General features: G+C 37.7%; 18 protein-coding genes and 1 pseudogene. 6 read left to right on the top strand and 13 right to left on the bottom strand.

Annotated elements, in window-relative coordinates:
• Positions 1 to 43: 43 nt before the first annotated feature.
• Positions 44 to 619 (bottom strand): dihydrofolate reductase family protein, encoded by a 576-nt coding sequence (locus C9J35_RS14910; RefSeq protein WP_107925130.1) that lies wholly within the window; start codon positions 617 to 619, stop codon positions 44 to 46.
• Between the two features lie 276 nt (positions 620 to 895).
• Between C9J35_RS14910 and C9J35_RS14905 the strand changes: the two genes are divergently transcribed.
• Positions 896 to 1240, top strand: coding sequence for a phosphoglycolate phosphatase (locus C9J35_RS14905; RefSeq protein WP_107925129.1), 345 nt, complete (start codon positions 896 to 898; stop codon positions 1238 to 1240).
• Positions 1241 to 1460: 220 nt separating this feature from the next.
• Here C9J35_RS14905 and C9J35_RS24245 read toward each other — a convergent pair whose 3' ends face one another.
• The 5 genes and pseudogenes from C9J35_RS24245 to C9J35_RS14885 all read right to left on the bottom strand — a co-directional run bounded on the left by C9J35_RS24245 (position 1461) and on the right by C9J35_RS14885 (position 4554).
• A complete protein-coding gene (locus C9J35_RS24245) occupies positions 1461 to 1754 on the bottom strand; it encodes a hypothetical protein (protein ID WP_235616325.1) in 294 nt (97 codons plus the stop codon).
• A complete protein-coding gene (locus tag C9J35_RS14900) occupies positions 1696 to 2445 on the bottom strand; it encodes a C45 family autoproteolytic acyltransferase/hydrolase (RefSeq protein WP_235616324.1) in 750 nt (249 codons plus the stop codon). The genes C9J35_RS24245 and C9J35_RS14900 overlap by 59 nt, the downstream gene beginning before the upstream one ends.
• Positions 2446 to 2538: 93 nt before the next feature.
• The gene (locus tag C9J35_RS14895) at positions 2539 to 3384 is read right to left on the bottom strand and encodes a MerR family transcriptional regulator (RefSeq protein WP_107925128.1); all 846 of its coding nucleotides are present in this window, start codon (positions 3382 to 3384) and stop codon (positions 2539 to 2541) included.
• 170 nt (positions 3385 to 3554) lie between these two features.
• Positions 3555 to 3850: pseudogene (locus tag C9J35_RS25085) on the bottom strand (GrpB family protein); the annotation flags it as partial.
• Between the two features lie 209 nt (positions 3851 to 4059).
• Positions 4060 to 4554, bottom strand: a complete 495-nt coding sequence (locus C9J35_RS14885; protein ID WP_054768044.1) for an Lrp/AsnC family transcriptional regulator — start codon at positions 4552 to 4554, stop codon at positions 4060 to 4062.
• Between the two features lie 233 nt (positions 4555 to 4787).
• Between C9J35_RS14885 and C9J35_RS14880 the strand changes: the two genes are divergently transcribed.
• Positions 4788 to 5684 (top strand): DMT family transporter, encoded by an 897-nt coding sequence (locus tag C9J35_RS14880; RefSeq protein WP_107925127.1) that lies wholly within the window; start codon positions 4788 to 4790, stop codon positions 5682 to 5684.
• Positions 5685 to 6275: 591 nt separating this feature from the next.
• Positions 6276 to 8051: an oleate hydratase gene (locus C9J35_RS14875; RefSeq protein WP_107925126.1), complete on the top strand. Its 1776-nt coding sequence runs from the start codon at positions 6276 to 6278 to the stop codon at positions 8049 to 8051.
• Between the two features lie 275 nt (positions 8052 to 8326).
• On the opposite strand, the gene panD is transcribed toward C9J35_RS14875, so the two are convergent.
• The 6 genes from panD to C9J35_RS14845 all read right to left on the bottom strand — a co-directional run bounded on the left by panD (position 8327) and on the right by C9J35_RS14845 (position 15273).
• A complete protein-coding gene (panD, locus tag C9J35_RS14870) occupies positions 8327 to 8710 on the bottom strand; it encodes an aspartate 1-decarboxylase (protein ID WP_107925125.1) in 384 nt (127 codons plus the stop codon).
• A 1-nt stretch (position 8711) separates the two neighbouring features.
• Positions 8712 to 9566, bottom strand: coding sequence for a pantoate--beta-alanine ligase (gene panC / locus C9J35_RS14865; RefSeq protein WP_054768043.1), 855 nt, complete (start codon positions 9564 to 9566; stop codon positions 8712 to 8714).
• Complete coding sequence (panB, locus tag C9J35_RS14860) at positions 9567 to 10403, bottom strand: 3-methyl-2-oxobutanoate hydroxymethyltransferase (RefSeq protein ID WP_107925124.1); 837 nt, start codon at positions 10401 to 10403, stop codon at positions 9567 to 9569.
• Positions 10404 to 11238: 835 nt separating this feature from the next.
• The gene (locus C9J35_RS14855) at positions 11239 to 11997 is read right to left on the bottom strand and encodes an ABC transporter ATP-binding protein (RefSeq protein ID WP_054768042.1); all 759 of its coding nucleotides are present in this window, start codon (positions 11995 to 11997) and stop codon (positions 11239 to 11241) included.
• A 4-nt stretch (positions 11998 to 12001) separates the two neighbouring features.
• A complete protein-coding gene (locus tag C9J35_RS14850) occupies positions 12002 to 14320 on the bottom strand; it encodes an ABC transporter permease (RefSeq protein ID WP_107925123.1) in 2319 nt (772 codons plus the stop codon).
• A gap of 320 nt (positions 14321 to 14640) precedes the next feature.
• The gene (locus C9J35_RS14845) at positions 14641 to 15273 is read right to left on the bottom strand and encodes a TetR/AcrR family transcriptional regulator (RefSeq protein WP_054768041.1); all 633 of its coding nucleotides are present in this window, start codon (positions 15271 to 15273) and stop codon (positions 14641 to 14643) included.
• 337 nt (positions 15274 to 15610) lie between these two features.
• Here C9J35_RS14845 and C9J35_RS14840 point away from each other — a divergent pair, with 337 nt between their 5' ends.
• Genes C9J35_RS14840 through C9J35_RS14830 form a run of 3 tightly spaced genes read left to right on the top strand, consistent with a single transcriptional unit; the run spans position 15611 to position 17357 of the window.
• Positions 15611 to 15931 (top strand): PadR family transcriptional regulator, encoded by a 321-nt coding sequence (locus C9J35_RS14840; RefSeq protein ID WP_054768040.1) that lies wholly within the window; start codon positions 15611 to 15613, stop codon positions 15929 to 15931.
• Positions 15924 to 16523, top strand: a complete 600-nt coding sequence (locus tag C9J35_RS14835) for a DUF1700 domain-containing protein (protein WP_107925122.1) — start codon at positions 15924 to 15926, stop codon at positions 16521 to 16523. Before C9J35_RS14840 ends, C9J35_RS14835 begins: the two co-directional genes overlap by 8 nt.
• Complete coding sequence (locus C9J35_RS14830) at positions 16524 to 17357, top strand: DUF4097 family beta strand repeat-containing protein (protein ID WP_107925121.1); 834 nt, start codon at positions 16524 to 16526, stop codon at positions 17355 to 17357.
• 179 nt (positions 17358 to 17536) lie between these two features.
• Here the strand turns inward: C9J35_RS14830 and C9J35_RS14825 are convergent, their stop codons facing one another.
• Complete coding sequence (locus tag C9J35_RS14825; protein ID WP_107925120.1) at positions 17537 to 18523, bottom strand: biotin--[acetyl-CoA-carboxylase] ligase; 987 nt, start codon at positions 18521 to 18523, stop codon at positions 17537 to 17539.
• Positions 18524 to 18542: the final 19 nt, after the last annotated feature.

Below are 18542 nucleotides of genomic sequence, written 5' to 3'. Positions count from 1 at the left end.
ATAGAATAATTGTCAGCTACTACCGAGTATTCCCTTCTGACATTCATAACAATGTATCATCATAATGATAAATGAGTTGCACAACACCAGAAGAGAACGTTCTTGTATTAACCATTTTTAAATTCAACCTCTGATTTATATCCATAAACATCGGTTTTCCTTCCCCTAAAATAACAGGATGGATAGATAATCTAAACTCATCAATAAGCCCTAAATTTATAAAAGTTGTAATGAGACTTGCTCCGCCATATAGCCAGATGTCTTTCCCGGGTTTATTCTTCAATTTATTTACTTCTTCAAGGATATTTTCATTTATAAATATTGCTTGATTATTAGTCTCTAAATGCGTTCTGGAAAACACGTATTTTTCCTTACTATGAACCAATTCCCAAATTTCTTTTTCGGAATCAGAGTCGTTAGTTTTCGGAATATAATTTCCCCATAAATCATAGCTTTTTCTACCATATAAAATCGTATCAATTTGATTCAAGAAACTAGCAAACCCCATATCAGGGTCCATAATGCACCAATCAACTTCACCGTTTTTCCCTTCAATAAAACCATCTAAAGTAACTGCTAAATCTAAAATTATTCTTCTCTGTTTTACGTTATTTGTCATAACTCTTTCTCCTTTTATTTATTCAGATATTGTTTCTCTGCCCCGTTGAATAAGGATTAAAAATCGATAGAATATATGTTCTTATTCATTGTAACAATAATTTTTCTATCGTTCAACTAGCCCCTTCCTATGTAGCGTGTGGAAAGTAATTAAGGTCAGATAAATAACACTCAAAATTGATAAGGTGCGGAATACGGCTACCTTACAATGACTTTATTAAAGAACCTTAATTTCAACGTATAGGCAAAAATCACGAAAAGGAGAAAGGAAATTTTTATGAAGAAAAATTTATTTAATCCTCTAACGTTAGTATTAGTGTGTGTATTACTCGCTCTAGCTACATGGATTTATACAATTATGGATGTTGACTCACCTGACGAGTTGAGTAAAGAAAACTGGCCAAAGACAGAGGAAAAAGTAAATCAAGCAACTATTGAACACTTTAAAAAAGAAAAAGATATTGATGTTGTGATTGAAAAAGTTAGTTTTACCGGGGAGTATGCGACACATGAAGCTTATGTAGAAGGACATATTGAAAGTGATAAACATCAGAGAATCTCTGCAACAGTAAATACTGAAAACTATAAAGTAAAAATCACATCTAAAAAGACAAATTCCTAACAAAGAACAGAACCACAAATAGTGCACACTTTAAAAGTAGGCCTAATTTGTGGTTTTCTGTTCTTTTTAAGACAATATAGTATGGTATGTTTTTCGTATTAAAGAAATTAGTAGAACATTTTGGTAGTTTGTACTTGTAAGTCAGAACGCAGACTCAATCAAATTCTTTATTTACTTTTACATCCAAATTACAAGTAGAAAATCGCAGATAAAGGAAAGTTTATTTTAAAACAGCATCTGTCAATCGACTATCTGATTTATATTTTGCTTTGTTTGGTTGACCTTCGGCTCTATGTATATCTAATGTATTTAAGTTGGCTACAACAGAGAAGAGCGTACCAAAATTATATTCTTTTAAATTTAAACAAACATGTCCCTTGGTTTCTGACATAATTGATTGTGCAATGGAAAGAGTCATTTTATTGACGTTATCTTGAAGACATATATCTAATGTTTCAAAACGTTCTTTTGATTTGCTCCCAATTCCAGCTTTCAGATACTGATGTACTTTCATGATGATTGGTACAATGAATATAATTATTGGTAGGAAGGCGAACTTGATAGTCATTAGGGGTAACTTCTACAACAGCCATATTCCCTAATGGATCTGCTAACAAGTAGTTATTAGCGACCGAACTTGGAAATCTTTTTAACACTTCTATTCCTTCTCCCACAGTACAACAATTTTCTAAAATATATTTAACAGCAAAATAAAAATTCAATCCTGGCTTAATTCCGTCATGAGGAACTGATGTAATTCCCACAAATAAACCATGTTGATTTATACCATCAACTTTTCCAATAAAACAATCTGAATGACCTACATATTTATTTTTTCCTTCAAAACAAACTAGTGAGGACTCTGTAAAATTCTTCAGATTAAAGAGCATATCATAATTACGACCAATAATAATTTCTCTTCCATTAAAAGCTGAGAAAATACTACATTGACCAGCCAATTCAAATACTCCTATACTTAAAAGAAAAGAACTTACTTCTTCAAAAGAAGAATGACAGCCTTCTGCAAATCCTTGTATTTCCTTCATAATATTAGGGTCAAATTCAGTAAGAATAGCTTTACATGACTCCCCGAATTTTAAATTTTCTTCTGTTACTTTCGGAAATCGAAATCCATTTTTATAAAGGATTTCTGCATAATGCTTTCCTGCCCCGTAAGCATCTCCTTTTAATCTCGGATGGTACATTGTAATTCCCTCCATTCATTAGTATATAAAAAGAATAAACCCTCCAGTAGATGGAGAGTTTACCCTGTTTTTATTTAAAACTATAAGCTACCTTTACTTCTTAACTACCGGTATACATATTTTAGTAACAAACTGTGATGGGTGTCTGTTTAAATCTGGTCTTAAATCTCTAATATTAACATTGGCAGGTACAAGACCTTCTTCATAAATTTCGATCTCTTTCGCTATCTGGTTTAGATGTTGTTCGAAAATCCAACTTTTCAATTTTTTATATCCTTCATCCAACTCCGAATAAGGGCCTTTAACAGTAATACACGCGTATATCCCACTAGATAAAATCCTACAGCCGTCTATTTTATCCGTAGCTTCTACTGGAAGAAGCAGCTCGATGTCTGCCTCTTTTTGACTCAATTCTCTTTCATGAAAGATAGCCATTAGTTTCCCTGTAATCACGAGATTAAAAGCGTAAACTCGATCAAATAAATCTTTAACCAACTCATCAATAAATTGGACCTTTATTTTCTTCCGAATCGTGTAGACAGGGATTTCCTCTCGATTTTCAATATAACAGTCAGATAAAAGAGGTCCTGGAATTATAGAAGCCTCTGTTTCGATTTGTATTTTTAACCGATTCATCTCCTCTATTTGTTTGGACATTTTTGTTCTTTGATCCTCAAGCTCATTAATTTTATGTTGTAATATGCTTTTCCATTGTATCTGATCAGAGCTTTCAATAAATTCCTTAATTGTAGCTATAGAGAATTGACAGCTTTTTAGAAGCATAATTTTTTGCATGAGTTGAATTTTGTCATAGTCATAGTATCGATAGTTTGTTACAGGATCTATGTAAGAAGGTTTTAGTAATCCAATGTCGCTATAGTAGCGTAATGTTTTAACGGGAATATTACATATTTTAGAAAATTTACCGATAGAGTACATTATATTCTCCCTTTACAATTAGAAAATAATTATTATAAATTGGTCAACATCTTGCCAATTCCCTTTAGTCTGCGATAAAACGAAGCCTTCGTTCTCCTTATGCCAGCCACTAAAATACTCCGTTAATTGACTAAGAAAATTGATTATTAATTTTTTATTCCATATTTTTTTTACAATCTTATTGATAAATTCTCTGTTTTACCTAAGGTATAGGATTTTCGGTCTTCTGTATTTGCTAAATTTCTTTTTATATTTTCAGAATGCTAAATGCGTTGCAAGTTCTTTACTATCTTTGTGACATACATAAAGATGGTGTTCTACCCATTGTGTACCTTTTCCATCCCACGGGGTAGATACATCCTTTCTGCCAAATGCTTCTCTACCTTCAAAACTCCATACTTCTTGATGAAAATACACTATCTGTTCAAGTCCCATTTACCTTAGGAAAAACATCATAACTTTTTATTCAACGGTTTCCATCACTTCGTGGTGAAGAAAAAATACCATTCACTGTCCCGTTAGTTTAGTACATGACTTCACAATCTTCATCGTGATACTAGCATAAATATCCGATAAAGCGCCTCCTTCACTGTTTTCTTCGAGAGTTATTAAAAATAGTGTCTCAAATTCTTTCTTGGGACACTTTTTTACATAGTAGGTTTCTGACAGTGCTGGCTAATTCTTCCGCTGTGCATCTTCTGATATCGGTAAGACTGTAGAATATTTTACTTCTCTTAAAGATAAGTTAGTTTGAATTCGGGAAATGCCTAACCTATTTAATTTTCTTATGAAGCTATCTAATTCCTGTCGATCTCTAATAACTACCTTTAACAGATAATCATACTCTCCTGTTAAACAATGACATTCTAATATTTCTGTCATAGTTGTTAAGGAACTTTCCAAAGCTTCTAATTCTTTTTCTTGATGAATATTTGTACTCATGAAAACATAACAAAGTAAATCGAATCCCAATTTCTCCTGATTTAAAATGGCAACTTGTCTGTCAATAAATCCTTCACTTTCTAATCGTTTTATTCTCGTATGTGTCGCCGGTGGAGACAAATTCACTCGTCTCGCTATTTTTGCATTACTTATCTGAACTTCTCTCTGCAAAATATCTAGTATTTGAAGATCAACACTATCTAATAATCTTCTTTCAAAATCCCTCATGCTATTCGCTCCTTTTTTAATTCGAAAATTCAGCCGTATTTACCAATTATAATTAATTAAATTCCGTAAAACTCCATTATTCTTTTTATTATTTCATTTTTTATTCACTACACAAAATATTATACTGTCTAAAAAGCAAAAATGTTATGATTATTTTAGAAAACATAAAAACTCAATTGTACATAGAGCATCTTTTTTATTGTTAATACGGGAATCAAAGGAGAGATATTGTTTTGAAGAATATCTATGTTTTCTTGATGCTTTTAGTCAGTTTGCTTTGGGGGGGCAATTTTGTTGTTACAAAATCCCTTGTCGATCATGCCTCGCCCTTAACATTGACGAGCTTACGATGGATCATTGCCGTTGCTCTACTACTTCCAATTGTATGGTGGAAAGAAAAAAGATTGCTTCCCCCTCGGGATGCCATTCTCCCTTTATTTTTAATGGGTATTACGGGTGTGGTTTTCTTCAATCTCTTTCAATTATTAGCGTTGGAAAGAACAACATCGACGAATGTTGGCCTTATTTCAACATTAAATACAATTTCAATTTCCGTTTTTTCATTTGTATTTCTAAGAGAAAAGATTAGTATTCTTCAAGCGCTTTCAATGCTACTTTCGTTATTTGGTGTTCTTCTCGTACTTTCAAAGGGGAATATCAACTTGTTATTGTCGTTTCACGTTAATTTGGGTGATTTATGGATGATGACAGCTGTATGTGTATGGGGAATTTATTCGGTTTGTAGTAAATGGGCAATGAAAACTACCTCACCACTAATGTCTACTTTGTATGCAGGCATATTTGGACTTCTTATACTATTGCCGTTTAATCTTAGGGATTTTACTTTGAATAATGTTAATCATTCTTTTATTCTATCTCTTTTATATACAGGAATCATCTCCACAGTAGTTTGTATGGTACTTTGGAACATTGGTATTCAAAAATTAGGGACTACAACATCCGGCATTTTCCTTAACTTCAATCCGATTTTCACTGCACTTCTAGCATTTTTATTTATAGGAGAGAGCATCACGTGGACGCAAGGAATTGGAGGATTGGTTGTTATTTTAGGATGTTATTTATTTGCACATTTTAAAACAACTGCAAGTCCACTTAAAAACTCTTTTTAAAACTAAGAGGATAGAAAAAAGTCACCACATTTGTAGTGAACCCCAATAGTGAGATTTTTTGGTCTAACTTTGGTGTGCAGTTCAAATCAGTGGCTTTTTAACTGTAGTAATAAGGTTTTCAACTATTATTGATATACTAAGTTGTTAATAGCGGTTTACAAAAAACATTCAATCAACCTCTTGCTAATTTTCATTTTCCTAGTTTCTCCTGCACTTTTCGTAGCGCCCATTATAACATCGAATTGGCCTTCTTAAAGAAAACTGCCCTCTTTATCAAGAAATATAGGATTATGTTATACATCTTTATTCAAATGTAAATTTTGATATTGCTATGACTTGTACTTAATGCAAGTGCTTTAGTTTGGTACAGATCAAGTGCTACAAGGGCAATCTTATTTTCAAATATTGCATAATTCATATCGAGAAATAATTTATAAAAATGCAATGCATTGTTATGTCAAATTAGAGGGGTAGGTATATTACCTGTTCAACTTCAAAATTGAATAATTTGTTAATTATTCTCTCATTTTACCATTATCCTGTAAATTAATGTTATACTATACTGGAATAATAATTTATGGAGGCGGTATTATGTATTACAGTAATGGTAATTATGAAGCTTTCGCACGTCCTAAAAAACCTGAGGGTGTTGATGAGAAATCAGCTTATCTTATTGGTTCAGGACTAGCCTCACTTTCAGCTGCATGTTTTTTAATTCGTGATGGCCAAATGAAAGGAGAGAATATTCATATTCTCGAAGAGTTAGATATCTCAGGAGGTAGTCTTGACGGTATTCTAAATCCGACAAGGGGTTTTATTATTCGTGGTGGTCGAGAAATGGAAGATCATTTTGAATGCTTATGGGATTTATTTCGTTCAATCCCATCTTTAGAAATTGAAAATGCTTCTGTTTTAGATGAATTTTATTGGTTAAATAAAGAAGATCCTAATTATTCTAAATGTAGATTGATTGAAAAAAGAGGTCAGAGACTTGAGGATGATGGGAAATTTACATTATCTGATAAATCATCTGAAGAAATGATTAAATTATTTTTTACGCCTGAAGAGAAATTAGAGGATAAAAAAATTACAGATGTTTTCTCTGAGGAATTTTTTGAATCGAATTTTTGGTTATATTGGTCCACGATGTTTGCTTTTGAAAAATGGCATTCTGCAATGGAAATGCGTCGTTACATTGTGCGTTTTATTCATCATATAGGTGGATTACCTGATTTATCTGCTTTGAAATTTACAAAGTATAACCAATATGAATCTTTAGTTCTTCCTATGATTAACTATTTAGAAAAACATAATGTTGATTTTCAGTACAATACTGTTGTAGAGAATGTTTTAGTTGATAGAGTTGGAGACAAAAAAGTAGCTCATACGTTGGTGTTGAAACAAAATGGTGAGAAAAAAAATATAGAGCTAACAGAAAATGAACTGGTTTTTGTGACAAATGGTAGTATCACAGAGAGTACAACTTATGGTGACAATCATACACCAGCCCCTATAAGTTCTGATTTGGGCGGTAGTTGGTCTCTTTGGAAAAATATAGCTTCACAAGATGCTGAATTTGGTAGACCAGAAAAATTCTGTGATAATCTCCCTAAAGAAAGTTGGTTTGTTTCAGCAACACTTACTACATTGGATGCTCGAGTTGCTCCGTATATTGAAAAAATCAGCAAAAGAGATCCATATGCTGGGAAGGTAGTTACTGGTGGTATCGTATCTGCTAAAGATTCCAATTGGATGCTAAGCTATACGTTGAACCGACAACCTCATTTTAAAAATCAGCCAAAAGATCAATTAGTCGTTTGGATTTATGGTTTACTTTCTAATAAACCAGGTAATTTTATTAAAAAAAGTATCACTGAATGTAGTGGAATTGAGATAGCACAAGAGTGGTTGTACCATATGGGCGTACCTGTAGATGAAATACCGGATTTAGCACAGAATTCATGTAATACAATTCCATGTTATATGCCTTTTATAACATCTTACTTCATGCCTAGAGCATTAGGTGATCGTCCTTTAGTTGTCCCTAATGGTTCTGTTAACTTAGCCTTCATTGGGAATTTTAGTGAAACAGCAAGAGATACCGTATTCACAACTGAATATTCAGTAAGAACTGCGATGGAAGCTGTTTATCAATTATTAAAGATTGATCGAGGCGTGCCAGAAGTATTTGCTTCTGCATTTGATATTCGTACTTTATTAGCTTCAACTTCTCGCTTACTGGACGGTAAAAAATTAACAGATATAGATGCTCCATTTATCTTAAAACAAATCGGGAAGTTAGGCATTCATAAAACAAAAGAAACAATAATCTATGATTTACTGAAAGAAAGTGAATTGATCGAATAAACGAACAATCAAGTATTGTGAAAAATTGGGCTCTTCACCATAACTTGTGGTTGACTTCTGCTCTGCCAGTGTGCTTTCCTGGGGGTGCCGATGAGCCGCTTCACTCGCGTTGCTCGCTCCAGCCAAGTTATATTACATTTTAAAATGTCAACCACATCTTTTGGTGATGAGTCAAAAATTGATCATTTCTCATAAAAGTTAAATAAAAAACGGCTTGATGATGACTACAATAATCACAAGCCGTTTTTATTTATTAATTTTTATAAAGAAATTAATTACAACACCGTAGCTTCTGGCTCATAGGCAATCATTTCTTTAATGGTATTGCCTTCGCCCATAATGGCTACTGTTGGCTTATGGTCCTTCGCCTCAGCATTGTCTACATAGACATAAGAAATGATAATCACAATGTCGCCCCGTTGTACAAGTCGTGCTGCTGCCCCATTTACGCAAATCACACCCGATCCACGTTGGCCCGCAATAATATACGTTTCAAAGCGTGCGCCATTGTTATTATTCACGACATGGACTTTTTCGTTTGCGAGCATACCGACTGCATCTAAAATATCTGCATCGATTGTAATGGAGCCTACATAATTCAAATCCGCTTCTGTCACAGTGGCACGGTGGATTTTGCTATTCATCATCATTCGTAACATATTATAATCCTTCTTTCATATTGAAAATACAGTTATCGATTAAACGGGTGTTACCGATGTACACCGCCGCCGCCAACAGTACTTGTTCGGTGTCGGCTGTCACTGGTGTTAAGTCGGGATACGCTAATAATTCAATATAGTCGATTTGGCCATGCGTTCGTGCAGTAAGGTGATAGTTTGCTTTTGCTAGGGCACTACTCGCATCTCTGTTTGCTACAAAGCTGTCACGTGCCAGCTGTAATGCTTCATTAATTGCTGGAGCTTCTTGACGGTCTTGCTCGCTTAAATAAACGTTACGAGAAGATTTTGCTAAACCGTCCTCTTCGCGCACAATCGGCACGACACGCATCTCTAGCGGGAAGTTATAGTTCCGCACCATTGTAGCGATAATTGCCACTTGCTGGGCATCCTTTTGTCCAAAATAAGCACGGGTCGGTTGTGCCAAATGGAATAACTTTGCGACGACCTGTAGCACACCGTCAAAATGGCCTGGGCGACTAGCCCCACAAAGAATTGTTGCCTGCTCACCTGCACAGATGCGAATACAGCCGTCATGTGGATACATTTCTTCTACACTTGGCGCAAATACAATGTCTACCCCTACAGTCGCTGCCAAAGCAGTATCACGTGGTAAATCACGCGGATAGCTTTCAAAGTCTTCATTTGGACCAAACTGAGTCGGATTCACAAAAATACTCATAACTACCAAGTCATTTTCTGCTCGTGCTGTTTGGGCTAATGTTAAATGGCCTTCATGTAAATAGCCCATCGTTGGCACTAGACCAATTGTTTTTTGTGCTTGTTTGGCTGCTTGAATTTCTGTTGTAAGCGCTGTGATAGTTGTGACGACTTTCATTTACTTAACGCCTCCATATAGCTGATCCAGTGCCTCTTCTTTCATCGTAAAGAAATGCCTCGCTGCTGGGAATGTCCCTGCCTTCACTGCGTCTACATAGCCAGTAATTCCTCGACTTGCCTCACTGCCCATGTCAGCAAAACGTTCTACAAATTTCGGCACATGATGTGAGCCATAGCTCAGCATGTCATGGAACACTAATACTTGCCCATCCGCCTCTACACCAGCACCAATTCCGATTGTTGGAATAATTAGACTGGCAGAGACCATTTCTGTCACCTGATGCGGAATACACTCTAATACAACCGCACAGGCACCAGCCGCTTCACATTTTTTCGCATCCTCTAACAGTTTCGCTGCTTGTTCAGCTGTTTTTCCTTGCACCTTATAGCCACCTATTACCCCCGCTGACTGTGGTAACAAGCCTAAATGAGCAACCACTGGAATTCCGGCAGCTGTCAGTTTCGCAATAACAGCCAGCACATCGTCAGCGCCTTCAACCTTTAGTGCATCTGCGCCCGTTTCCTGCATCATGGACACAGCGGTTTTCAAGGCATCATTGCTATCCCCATGATACGAGCCAAATGGCATATCAACGACCACAAACGTATCCTTTGCCCCGCGACGTACAGCTTTTGCATGGTGTACCATATCTGCCACTGTAACTGGCATCGTAGATTCATAGCCAAGCACAACCATTCCTAGTGAATCACCCACTAGAATCATATCGACGCCGGCTTGCTCCGCAAATGTTGCAGCTGGGAAATCATATGCCGTTAGCATAACGATTTTTTCACCTGCCGCCTTCATTTTCAAAAAATCTGATGTTGTTTTCATCATGTAGTCCTCCTTTTTTAAGGGAAGAAAACAGAAAAACCCTTCTGTTCCTAAAAATGGGCAGAAGGGTAGTGTGTTCGTCCTAAATTAATTACGCCTAAACGTAATTACTATGTTGAACGCATCGTTTTCTTCCGTCCCTGTCTATAAAAAGATCAAGGCAGATATTTGTTGTAGTTTGGTTTTACGTGTTGGAAGGTGCCGTTCACAAAAGGATACTGCCCTTCAGGACATACTATAACAGATAACCCATGTTATCTTCAAATATAATTTTCTAGCAATTATTCCTTCCCATCGATTCGCTAAAGAAAATCAAAAATATTTACATTTGAAACGAGTGTTAATATTGAGCTTTTAAATCATTGAAAACAAGCTGGGACAAAAGAGAAAAAGTATTAGATTGACTGATGTCTCTAACACTTTTTTGCTGTGAACGTTGATGTCCACTATGGCGAACGCTTTCCGGGGGCGTGGCCTGAGCCTGTAGTCTCAGGCGTCACGCTAATCCCCCAGGAGTCGCCACCTTCGCTACCAACAACTAGTGCTCTCTTGTAAATTTTATTTATGCCAAAAGGAAGAACTTCTGAATTTTTCTTCATTTTAGATAGCGAAAATTTAATAATACCTTTACTTCTCTTTCCTAAAATTTAAAGTTTTGTCCCAGCCTCTTTCGATGTTGTGCAGGGCAAGGCGATCATTCAACCCACAGAGAATTGTCGGACCTTGACATCTTACATGTGAAAGGCCCGTCATCTCGTAGGAAAGCACCAGGGATACTCCTACCTTTGAGAACTGAATTTAGCATACATAAAAATTGTTACTATGAAAAAACCAATTATATTCCTATTTCCAGCATTTTCACGGTGATTTTCCCAATCCTATCATCCATGTGCGTACCGTCAAACTTCGGAAGCTTCAGCTCGCTTACGATTCTTCCGTCACGCATAAACAGTATACGTTCCGTCCTTGCTGCAACCATTGCGTCGTGAGTTACAAGCATAACCGCAGTACCGTCCGCGCTGATTTCGGAAAATATGTCCATAATGTCCTGTGCAGATTTTGAGTTGAGCGAACCAGTTGGCTCGTCGCCGAAGAGTATTTTTGGGCTATTCATAAGTGCTCGGCATATTCCCGCACGCTGAAGCTGACCTCCCGAAACCTGTGTAATGTCGCGTTCTTCAAGCTCTGCAATGCCTACCCTTTTCATAAACGCTCTTGCCTTCTCCGAAATTTTTGTGGCGTTTTTGCTATTGCCGCGCATTGACGGAAGAATAATGTTATCAAGGATGTTCAGATTTTTCAGCATAGTCGGCTGCTGAAACACAAACCCCATTTCTGTTCTTCGTAAATCTGAAAGTTCATTGTCCCCAATCGCCGATAAATCCTTGCCGTCAAACACGACCTTTCCGCTATTAACCCCATCCATTCCGCTTAGTGCAAACATCAGCGTCGATTTTCCCGAGCCAGAGGGTCCCATAACTGCAACGAACTCACTTTCAGTTATTTCAACAGATATTCGGTCGAGAACATTGCACTGTTCATCGCCCTCGCCGAAAGTTTTTACTATATCATCAGCAATAATAATCTTCTTCATATGCCTACTCCTTTATATTTTCGGAAATTTTTATTTGTCCCGCGCTCGCTGTGCCGATCATTGTTGCGATAAGTACCGAGCACATCATCATTAGCGGACTAAACAGATACGCCGAAAACGGATTGACTGCAAACTTAAACGTTGACGTTCCAAACTTGGAAATAACCGCCCCCGCAAGTATCTCTCCGAGCGTGTTTGCTAGAAGTGTGCCAAAAACAATTCCGACAATCAGTACAAATAGTGAACGCGAAACATACTGCACTCTAACATCTGCGTTCGTAAAACCTAAGGCTTTTACTACGGCAATGGCGTATCTGTCCTTTGCAATAAGCATGTTCATAAATAACAGTGTAACCAGTACCATTATAATGAGCGCGACGGCAATTGCGGCATTGGAGGCCTTTCCAACGGAGCTTATTGTCGAGCCAAATGTCTGTGTAACAAATTCATCAATGCCTGAAACCTTTGCAAAATCGAATCTGTCCGTATATTCCAAAACCTTTTCATCGATTAAGGTTTTATCAGGCAGCTCCACGCAGATAATGCTCCCCATAATGTCTGCCGAATTATCGCTAAAAACAGCCTTTGCGGTTTTACCTCCGTTGGTAATGTCGGAATAAATTCCGCTTATCGTAAGATTCTTCTCTTTCCCCTTAATCACTAGTGTAACGACATCGCCGACTTTTTTGTTCAGCTCTTCGGCGTTCAAAGTCGAAAGTGCTATTTCGTTTTCTGCAGAAGGGATTCTGCCTTCAGAATATTCTATTGGAAAAATCGAATGGTCGCCGAGTTCAACCTTTATGTTTTCCTTTGATCCGTCTTCCGTTTTTACTTTAAATGTTTTTGTTGTGAGGAGAGTAATCTTTGAAATGGTGCTGTCACTGTTCATCGTGCTAATTATTTCTACGGCTTTTCTAGAAATATGGTCGGTCTGTTGAATATCAACGCGCATATCGTAGTTTCCAATACCCATATATTGGATGAAGTTTTTTGAGGAAATCGTGTTGTATAGGTTCTGCGGAACAATAATGATAAATGTTGAAATCACTAGCACCGTAAGCATTGTAGCGTATAGACTTTTCCTTGTGAGAACATCTTTTATACCAAGAAAAATATTGGTGTGAAGTAGCTTATTTCTGCTCAGCCAAAAACGCTTTGCACCCACGTTTTTTTCCTGTGCAGTGCCAAAGCGTATTGCTTCCACAACGGATATTTTCTGAAATCTTCTCAGCACTCCACTTACGTAGGCAATAATTGCAAGGAATACAAGCAATATGCCAAGTATGCCGAAAAGTAAGGCAAAAGAAGAGTTTTCACTTTCACCCATATAAAGCCGTATATTTTCAAGAAGCATACCTTTGAACAAAATCGAAAGTGCAAAACCGAAAATACTGCCTCCTGCAGCAATCGCTGCGTATTTCGCAAGATACATCTTTTTTATATCAGAAACACGTAGCCCTATTGCCTTCATAACGCCAATTTCACGGTAATCGTCTTCGATTTTCGCAAGAAGTGTAAAGCGTATGCACATAAATGCGATTGCAACGACAAGTGCGCTTACGAGAAGGATCACCGCAATCATCATTCCATCTGAAAGTGCGTTCATCGTTTTGAAAAGACCATATGTAACCGTAGGCCCATTCGCTTCAAGGCCAGCGGAGACATAAGCAGTTTCAAATGCACCGAGAGCCGACAGTTCCTTTAATCTGAACTCAATTAGATATTCCGTACTTCCAAGGTTGCTTATTTGCGCATAATCATTTTCACTGATAAGAAATCTCTTTGAGGCAGAGAGCGAAGAATTCATCTGTGAATCGCGGAGAAATCCCACAACGGTAAATTTCTTTCCACTTATTACTGCCTCGTCACCAACTTTTGTGGTATTGTCCCTCATATAGCTTATTGGCACGTAAAGCTGGCCGTCAGATACGTTTATGATGTTTCCGTCTAGATCAAGCAGGTAGTCGAATTTTTCACTCTGTATGCTGAAACCGTTATCCTGAACACTATTCGCAAGCGAGCGATCGCCAAAAATAATCCGTGCACCGTCCATATTGAGAAATTCAATCACCTGAAAATCATCGACATTGTTATTTTGCTGGGCAAAAGAAGTAAGTCGTGCAAAATCAATTTCACCCGAATGCATCTGCATAAAATGCGGAGTTTTAGCCTGTTTCATAAGCGTATCTAGTGCGCCCGAGAGATTGATGACGAGTATTGCTGCAAGCGAAACAAGCATAGCAGAGGCAGCGACAAATATCATGGTTGTCAGTGTAATTGCCTTGCTCTTTAAAATGTCATAGTAGATAATTCTGTTATACATAAGTCACCTCTATTTCAAGTTACTTACCTAAATTTATATGCTAAAGAATTACCGAAATCGCATAAGCTGAGTTCTCCGTTAAACATACATATCAATCTACATACAAGTCCCAGCGTGGAAAGACTGTCTCCTAGCACCATGAGAAGCCTGCAGTCATAGCGGTCATAAAATCGCAAATAATATTACCGAAACAACTCTGCTGATGCCTTTCCTATCTGCTCAAAAACATAAACCCCAAACACGAACGCCGTAAGCCACTTGCTAACACTGAAAAAAGCTGTCCCGACTACAGAAGAAGAAATTTTCGCGTATCATCATTGCTATCCCTTTCCGTTCTCAAACATCTGCTTAACAATGGACATTAGGCTGCCACTTTCGACTCCAAGTAGCCTTTCTATGTTGAAAGTAAACGCCTGTATGCGTGTTGCTTGCTCCTCGTTCGTCATTTCAACCATATCATCATCAAAAACAGTATTCATATAGACCACTACCATTTCCATGCATTCATATGGGAACGGTGTATTGAACAGTCCTTGCTCAATGCCTTCGCGGATTATTCCCGTCAGTATGGGAGGAACGCCGTTGATTATGACCTTTTGTATTTTCTGATGCATAAGCGCGTTCTGCGGCTTGTGAATGTGCTCCATAATCTCCTTGCTACTTCCGCCACTTATTTTCAGTGCCAATACTACACCAATAATGCGCTCATTTATGGCAATAGTTTTATTTGCAGCAATTTCCTGTGCTGTTTCTAAAAGATTGACACTATATCGCTCAATTAGTGCATCCATAATATCCTCCTTCGACTTGAAGTGATAATACAGCGTGCCACGCGCAATTCCGACCTTTTCGAGAATTTCTTTTGTACTTGTGCCGTCGAAGCCTCTCTGACTAAAAAGCTCATCTGCCGCGTCAAGTATTTCGTTCCTGCGTTCCTCTGCTTCTTTTCTCATGTTTGCCCCTCCTTATAGACCGACTGTCTGTCGATAAAATTATAGCATTTTACTTTCACTTGTCAATAATTGTATTTGAAATTTCTGATATGGAATAATTACATAAATAAATCATCCATAATTTCCTGATAAAAACATGCTTTTCGCAGGCTTTAGCTTTGCGATACATCAATAAAGAACTAGAATCTGATATTTAGTAAAGGTTTGCGCTGCTTAGAAATAGCGAGAATAATTTCTCACATAAATTGACAAACCATGTTATACGTCATATACTATCCACATACTATACATCATATAATATAAAATCTTGTATAGGTAATTAATGTGAGGTGGAAAGATGACATTTCAGCTTGGTTCAGCTTTACTTGATGCCTGTGTATTAGCGATTGTGGACAAAGAGGATGCGTACGGTTACTCATTAACACAACAAGTTCAATCTGTGATGGATATATCAGAATCAACACTGTACCCCGTATTACGACGCTTGCAAAAAGCGGACTATTTAACAACCTATGACCAGCCCTACCAAGGCAGAAATAGGCGCTATTATCAAATTACCGAGCAAGGTCGCATACGATTAATGGGATTGTTACAGGAATGGCAAATGTATAAACATAATATTGACTGTGTACTTTTAGGAGGGGAATTAAATGGATAGAGCAAGCTATTTGAAAAAGCTACGAGGCAAATTACATCGCCTTCCTGCGCAAGAGTTAGATGCTGCGCTTGCCTATTATGAAGAATATCTTGATGAAGCAGGAGAGGAAAATGAACAGCAAGTCATACAACAGCTCGGCTCCCCTTCCAAAGTTGCATCACAAATAATGGCTGATTTTGCTTTAAAGGATTTTGATACAACGCCAGCTTCTACTAAAAAGAATATGACAACTATTTGGCTCATTATTCTCGCAATATTATCAGCGCCACTTTCATTACCAATTCTTGCTACTGCAGTAGCACTTATTATTTCATTGGGCGCAGTCGTATTCAGTTTTGTAATCGCCATTGTAGCGACGATATTAGGTATCTTTTTGGGTGGCATTGTGGCGCTTATCTCCGGTTTCTTTGTACTTACTGAACATTGGCCCACTGCGTTACTCTTTATCGGTGTAGGATTAATCTTTACAGGATTAGGTGTCCTGCTCTTCCCTATCATCATTCGCATTGTCAAAAAAATTGGCCTTGTCTGCGTTGAGGTATTGGCAGGCTTATTCCATAAAATCACCAAAAAACGCAAGGGGGGCTTGTAAATGATTTCTCGTCATAAACTTTTTGCTGTATCCATGATTACTTTAGGCCTTTTGCTAGCCGTTATCGGCTATGCCTCAGGTGGTAAATGGTCGATTTTTAAAGATGGCACCGGTTTGCATGTGCCTACTAAACAGTCACTTGTCAATAATTCTTATACACTTGAAGCATTCACGAACATTGATGTTATCAATGACTATGGAGATGTCGAAATCCTTTCTGGCGATAGTTATGCTTTAGAAGTCCATGCGTTTGAAGATGCCGATGTTACCTATAGTGTTAAAAACGGTACGCTGACTGTTGAAACTGAAAGTAATAAAAAAAATCGAATTTCCTTTGGCTTTAGTATGAATACAACACCATCCATTAAAATTTATGTTCCTGAAAAAGTGGCGTTGAATAAAGTAGTGCTCGACAGTAATTTTGGAGATACAACGCTTCGTGGCTTGCAATATCAGCAACTCAATGTAATAAGTAATTACGGAGATATTCTGTTCAAAGATATGGATGGCATGAACACAGAAATTACCCAGTCTTTTGGTGATATGACGCTAGCACAATTTACAAGTAACGGATTCGTTGCTGAAAGCGAGCATGGTGATATTAACATTGACGGTACTTTAAACGGTCAAACAACGATAACATCTAGCTTTGGTGATACAACAATAAACTTACAAAACAAAAAAAACGACTTAGGCTATGAATTAAACACAGCCTTTGGAGATGTTACGGTCAATCATCAGTCACAAGACAGTAAAGTTACACAGCGATATGAAGGTGATCATCAGCTAAGTGTCTCGCTTTCCCACGGGGACCTAGAATTAACACTACAATAAAAACCACCGGTAGAACCTGCATTATCGCTAATAAATCCTGCTAAATCGCTGATTGAACTTGCATTATCGCCAGTAAAACTGCCTTTATTGTCAGTCGATACTGCAATGTCGCTGTTAGCCAGACATGTTAAACATCAAAAACAAAAGCTGCGGGGCGTAAGTCGCCCTCGCAGCTTTTACTATGATAAAATTTTTATATCTCCAGAATAAATTGTTCGAACTGTGCCATCGTTCAGTGTTAGCTCTAACACACCATCTTCAGTAATGCCACTAGCAACACCCTCAAAGCGTTCCCGGATAGTCGTCACTTCGATGCGTTGCCCAATGGTGCACGACAATTCTTCCCATAGCCTTTTAATGCTAGCAAAACCTTCGTGGACAAACAAATCTGTAAATTGCTCTAAGTACTGTAGAATTGTAGCAACAAGTGCAGCGCGGTTAATTTCTTCGCCCGCTTCCAATCGTAACGATGTCGCAATGTCTGAAATGTCTGCTGAGAAATCCGTTTCTACTTGATTGGCATTAATACCGACTCCCACGAGTAATGCTTGAACAAGGTCCGCTTCTGCTTGCATCTCCGTTAAAATACCGGTACATTTTTTACCATTAATGAGTAAATCATTCGGCCATTTAATAGCGGGCTCTACGTTTTTATACAATGTTTTAATGGCCATTGTGACGGCAACCGCCACCACAAGTGTAAATGAGGATGCTTGCTGTGGTGAAACATCGGGTCGCACAATAATAGTCATCCAAATGCCTGTACCATGTGCAGATTCCCATGGTCTTGCCATACGGCCACGCCCGGCTGTTTGCTCTTCTCCGATAACAATTGTGCCATCCGGAGCGCCTTCCTGTGCAAGCTTATGAGCAATAGTCTGCGTAGAATCGACCACATCAAAATGGTGAATTTCTCGACCAAAGCGCTTTGTATTTAGAAAAAGTTCAATTTGTGTAGGGCTTAAACTATTTGGCACACCCGTTAACACATAGCCCTTTTTCTTTACCGTTTCAAATATGTAACCTTCCTCTTGCAATGTCTGCATATGCTTCCAAATAGCTGTACGTGATACACCTAGTGTATCCGCTAACTCTTGACCCGAAACGGCCTCACCGTTCGCAGCTAATAATCTTTTTAAAATTTCATCTTTCATGGACATACTCATGCGAAATCAATCCTTTAGT

Origin of the sequence: Lysinibacillus parviboronicapiens (assembly GCF_003049575.1) — a bacterium.
Taxonomy (GTDB): Bacteria; Bacillota; Bacilli; order Bacillales_A; family Planococcaceae; genus Lysinibacillus; species Lysinibacillus parviboronicapiens.
This window is presented reverse-complemented; position numbering and strand designations above follow the sequence as displayed.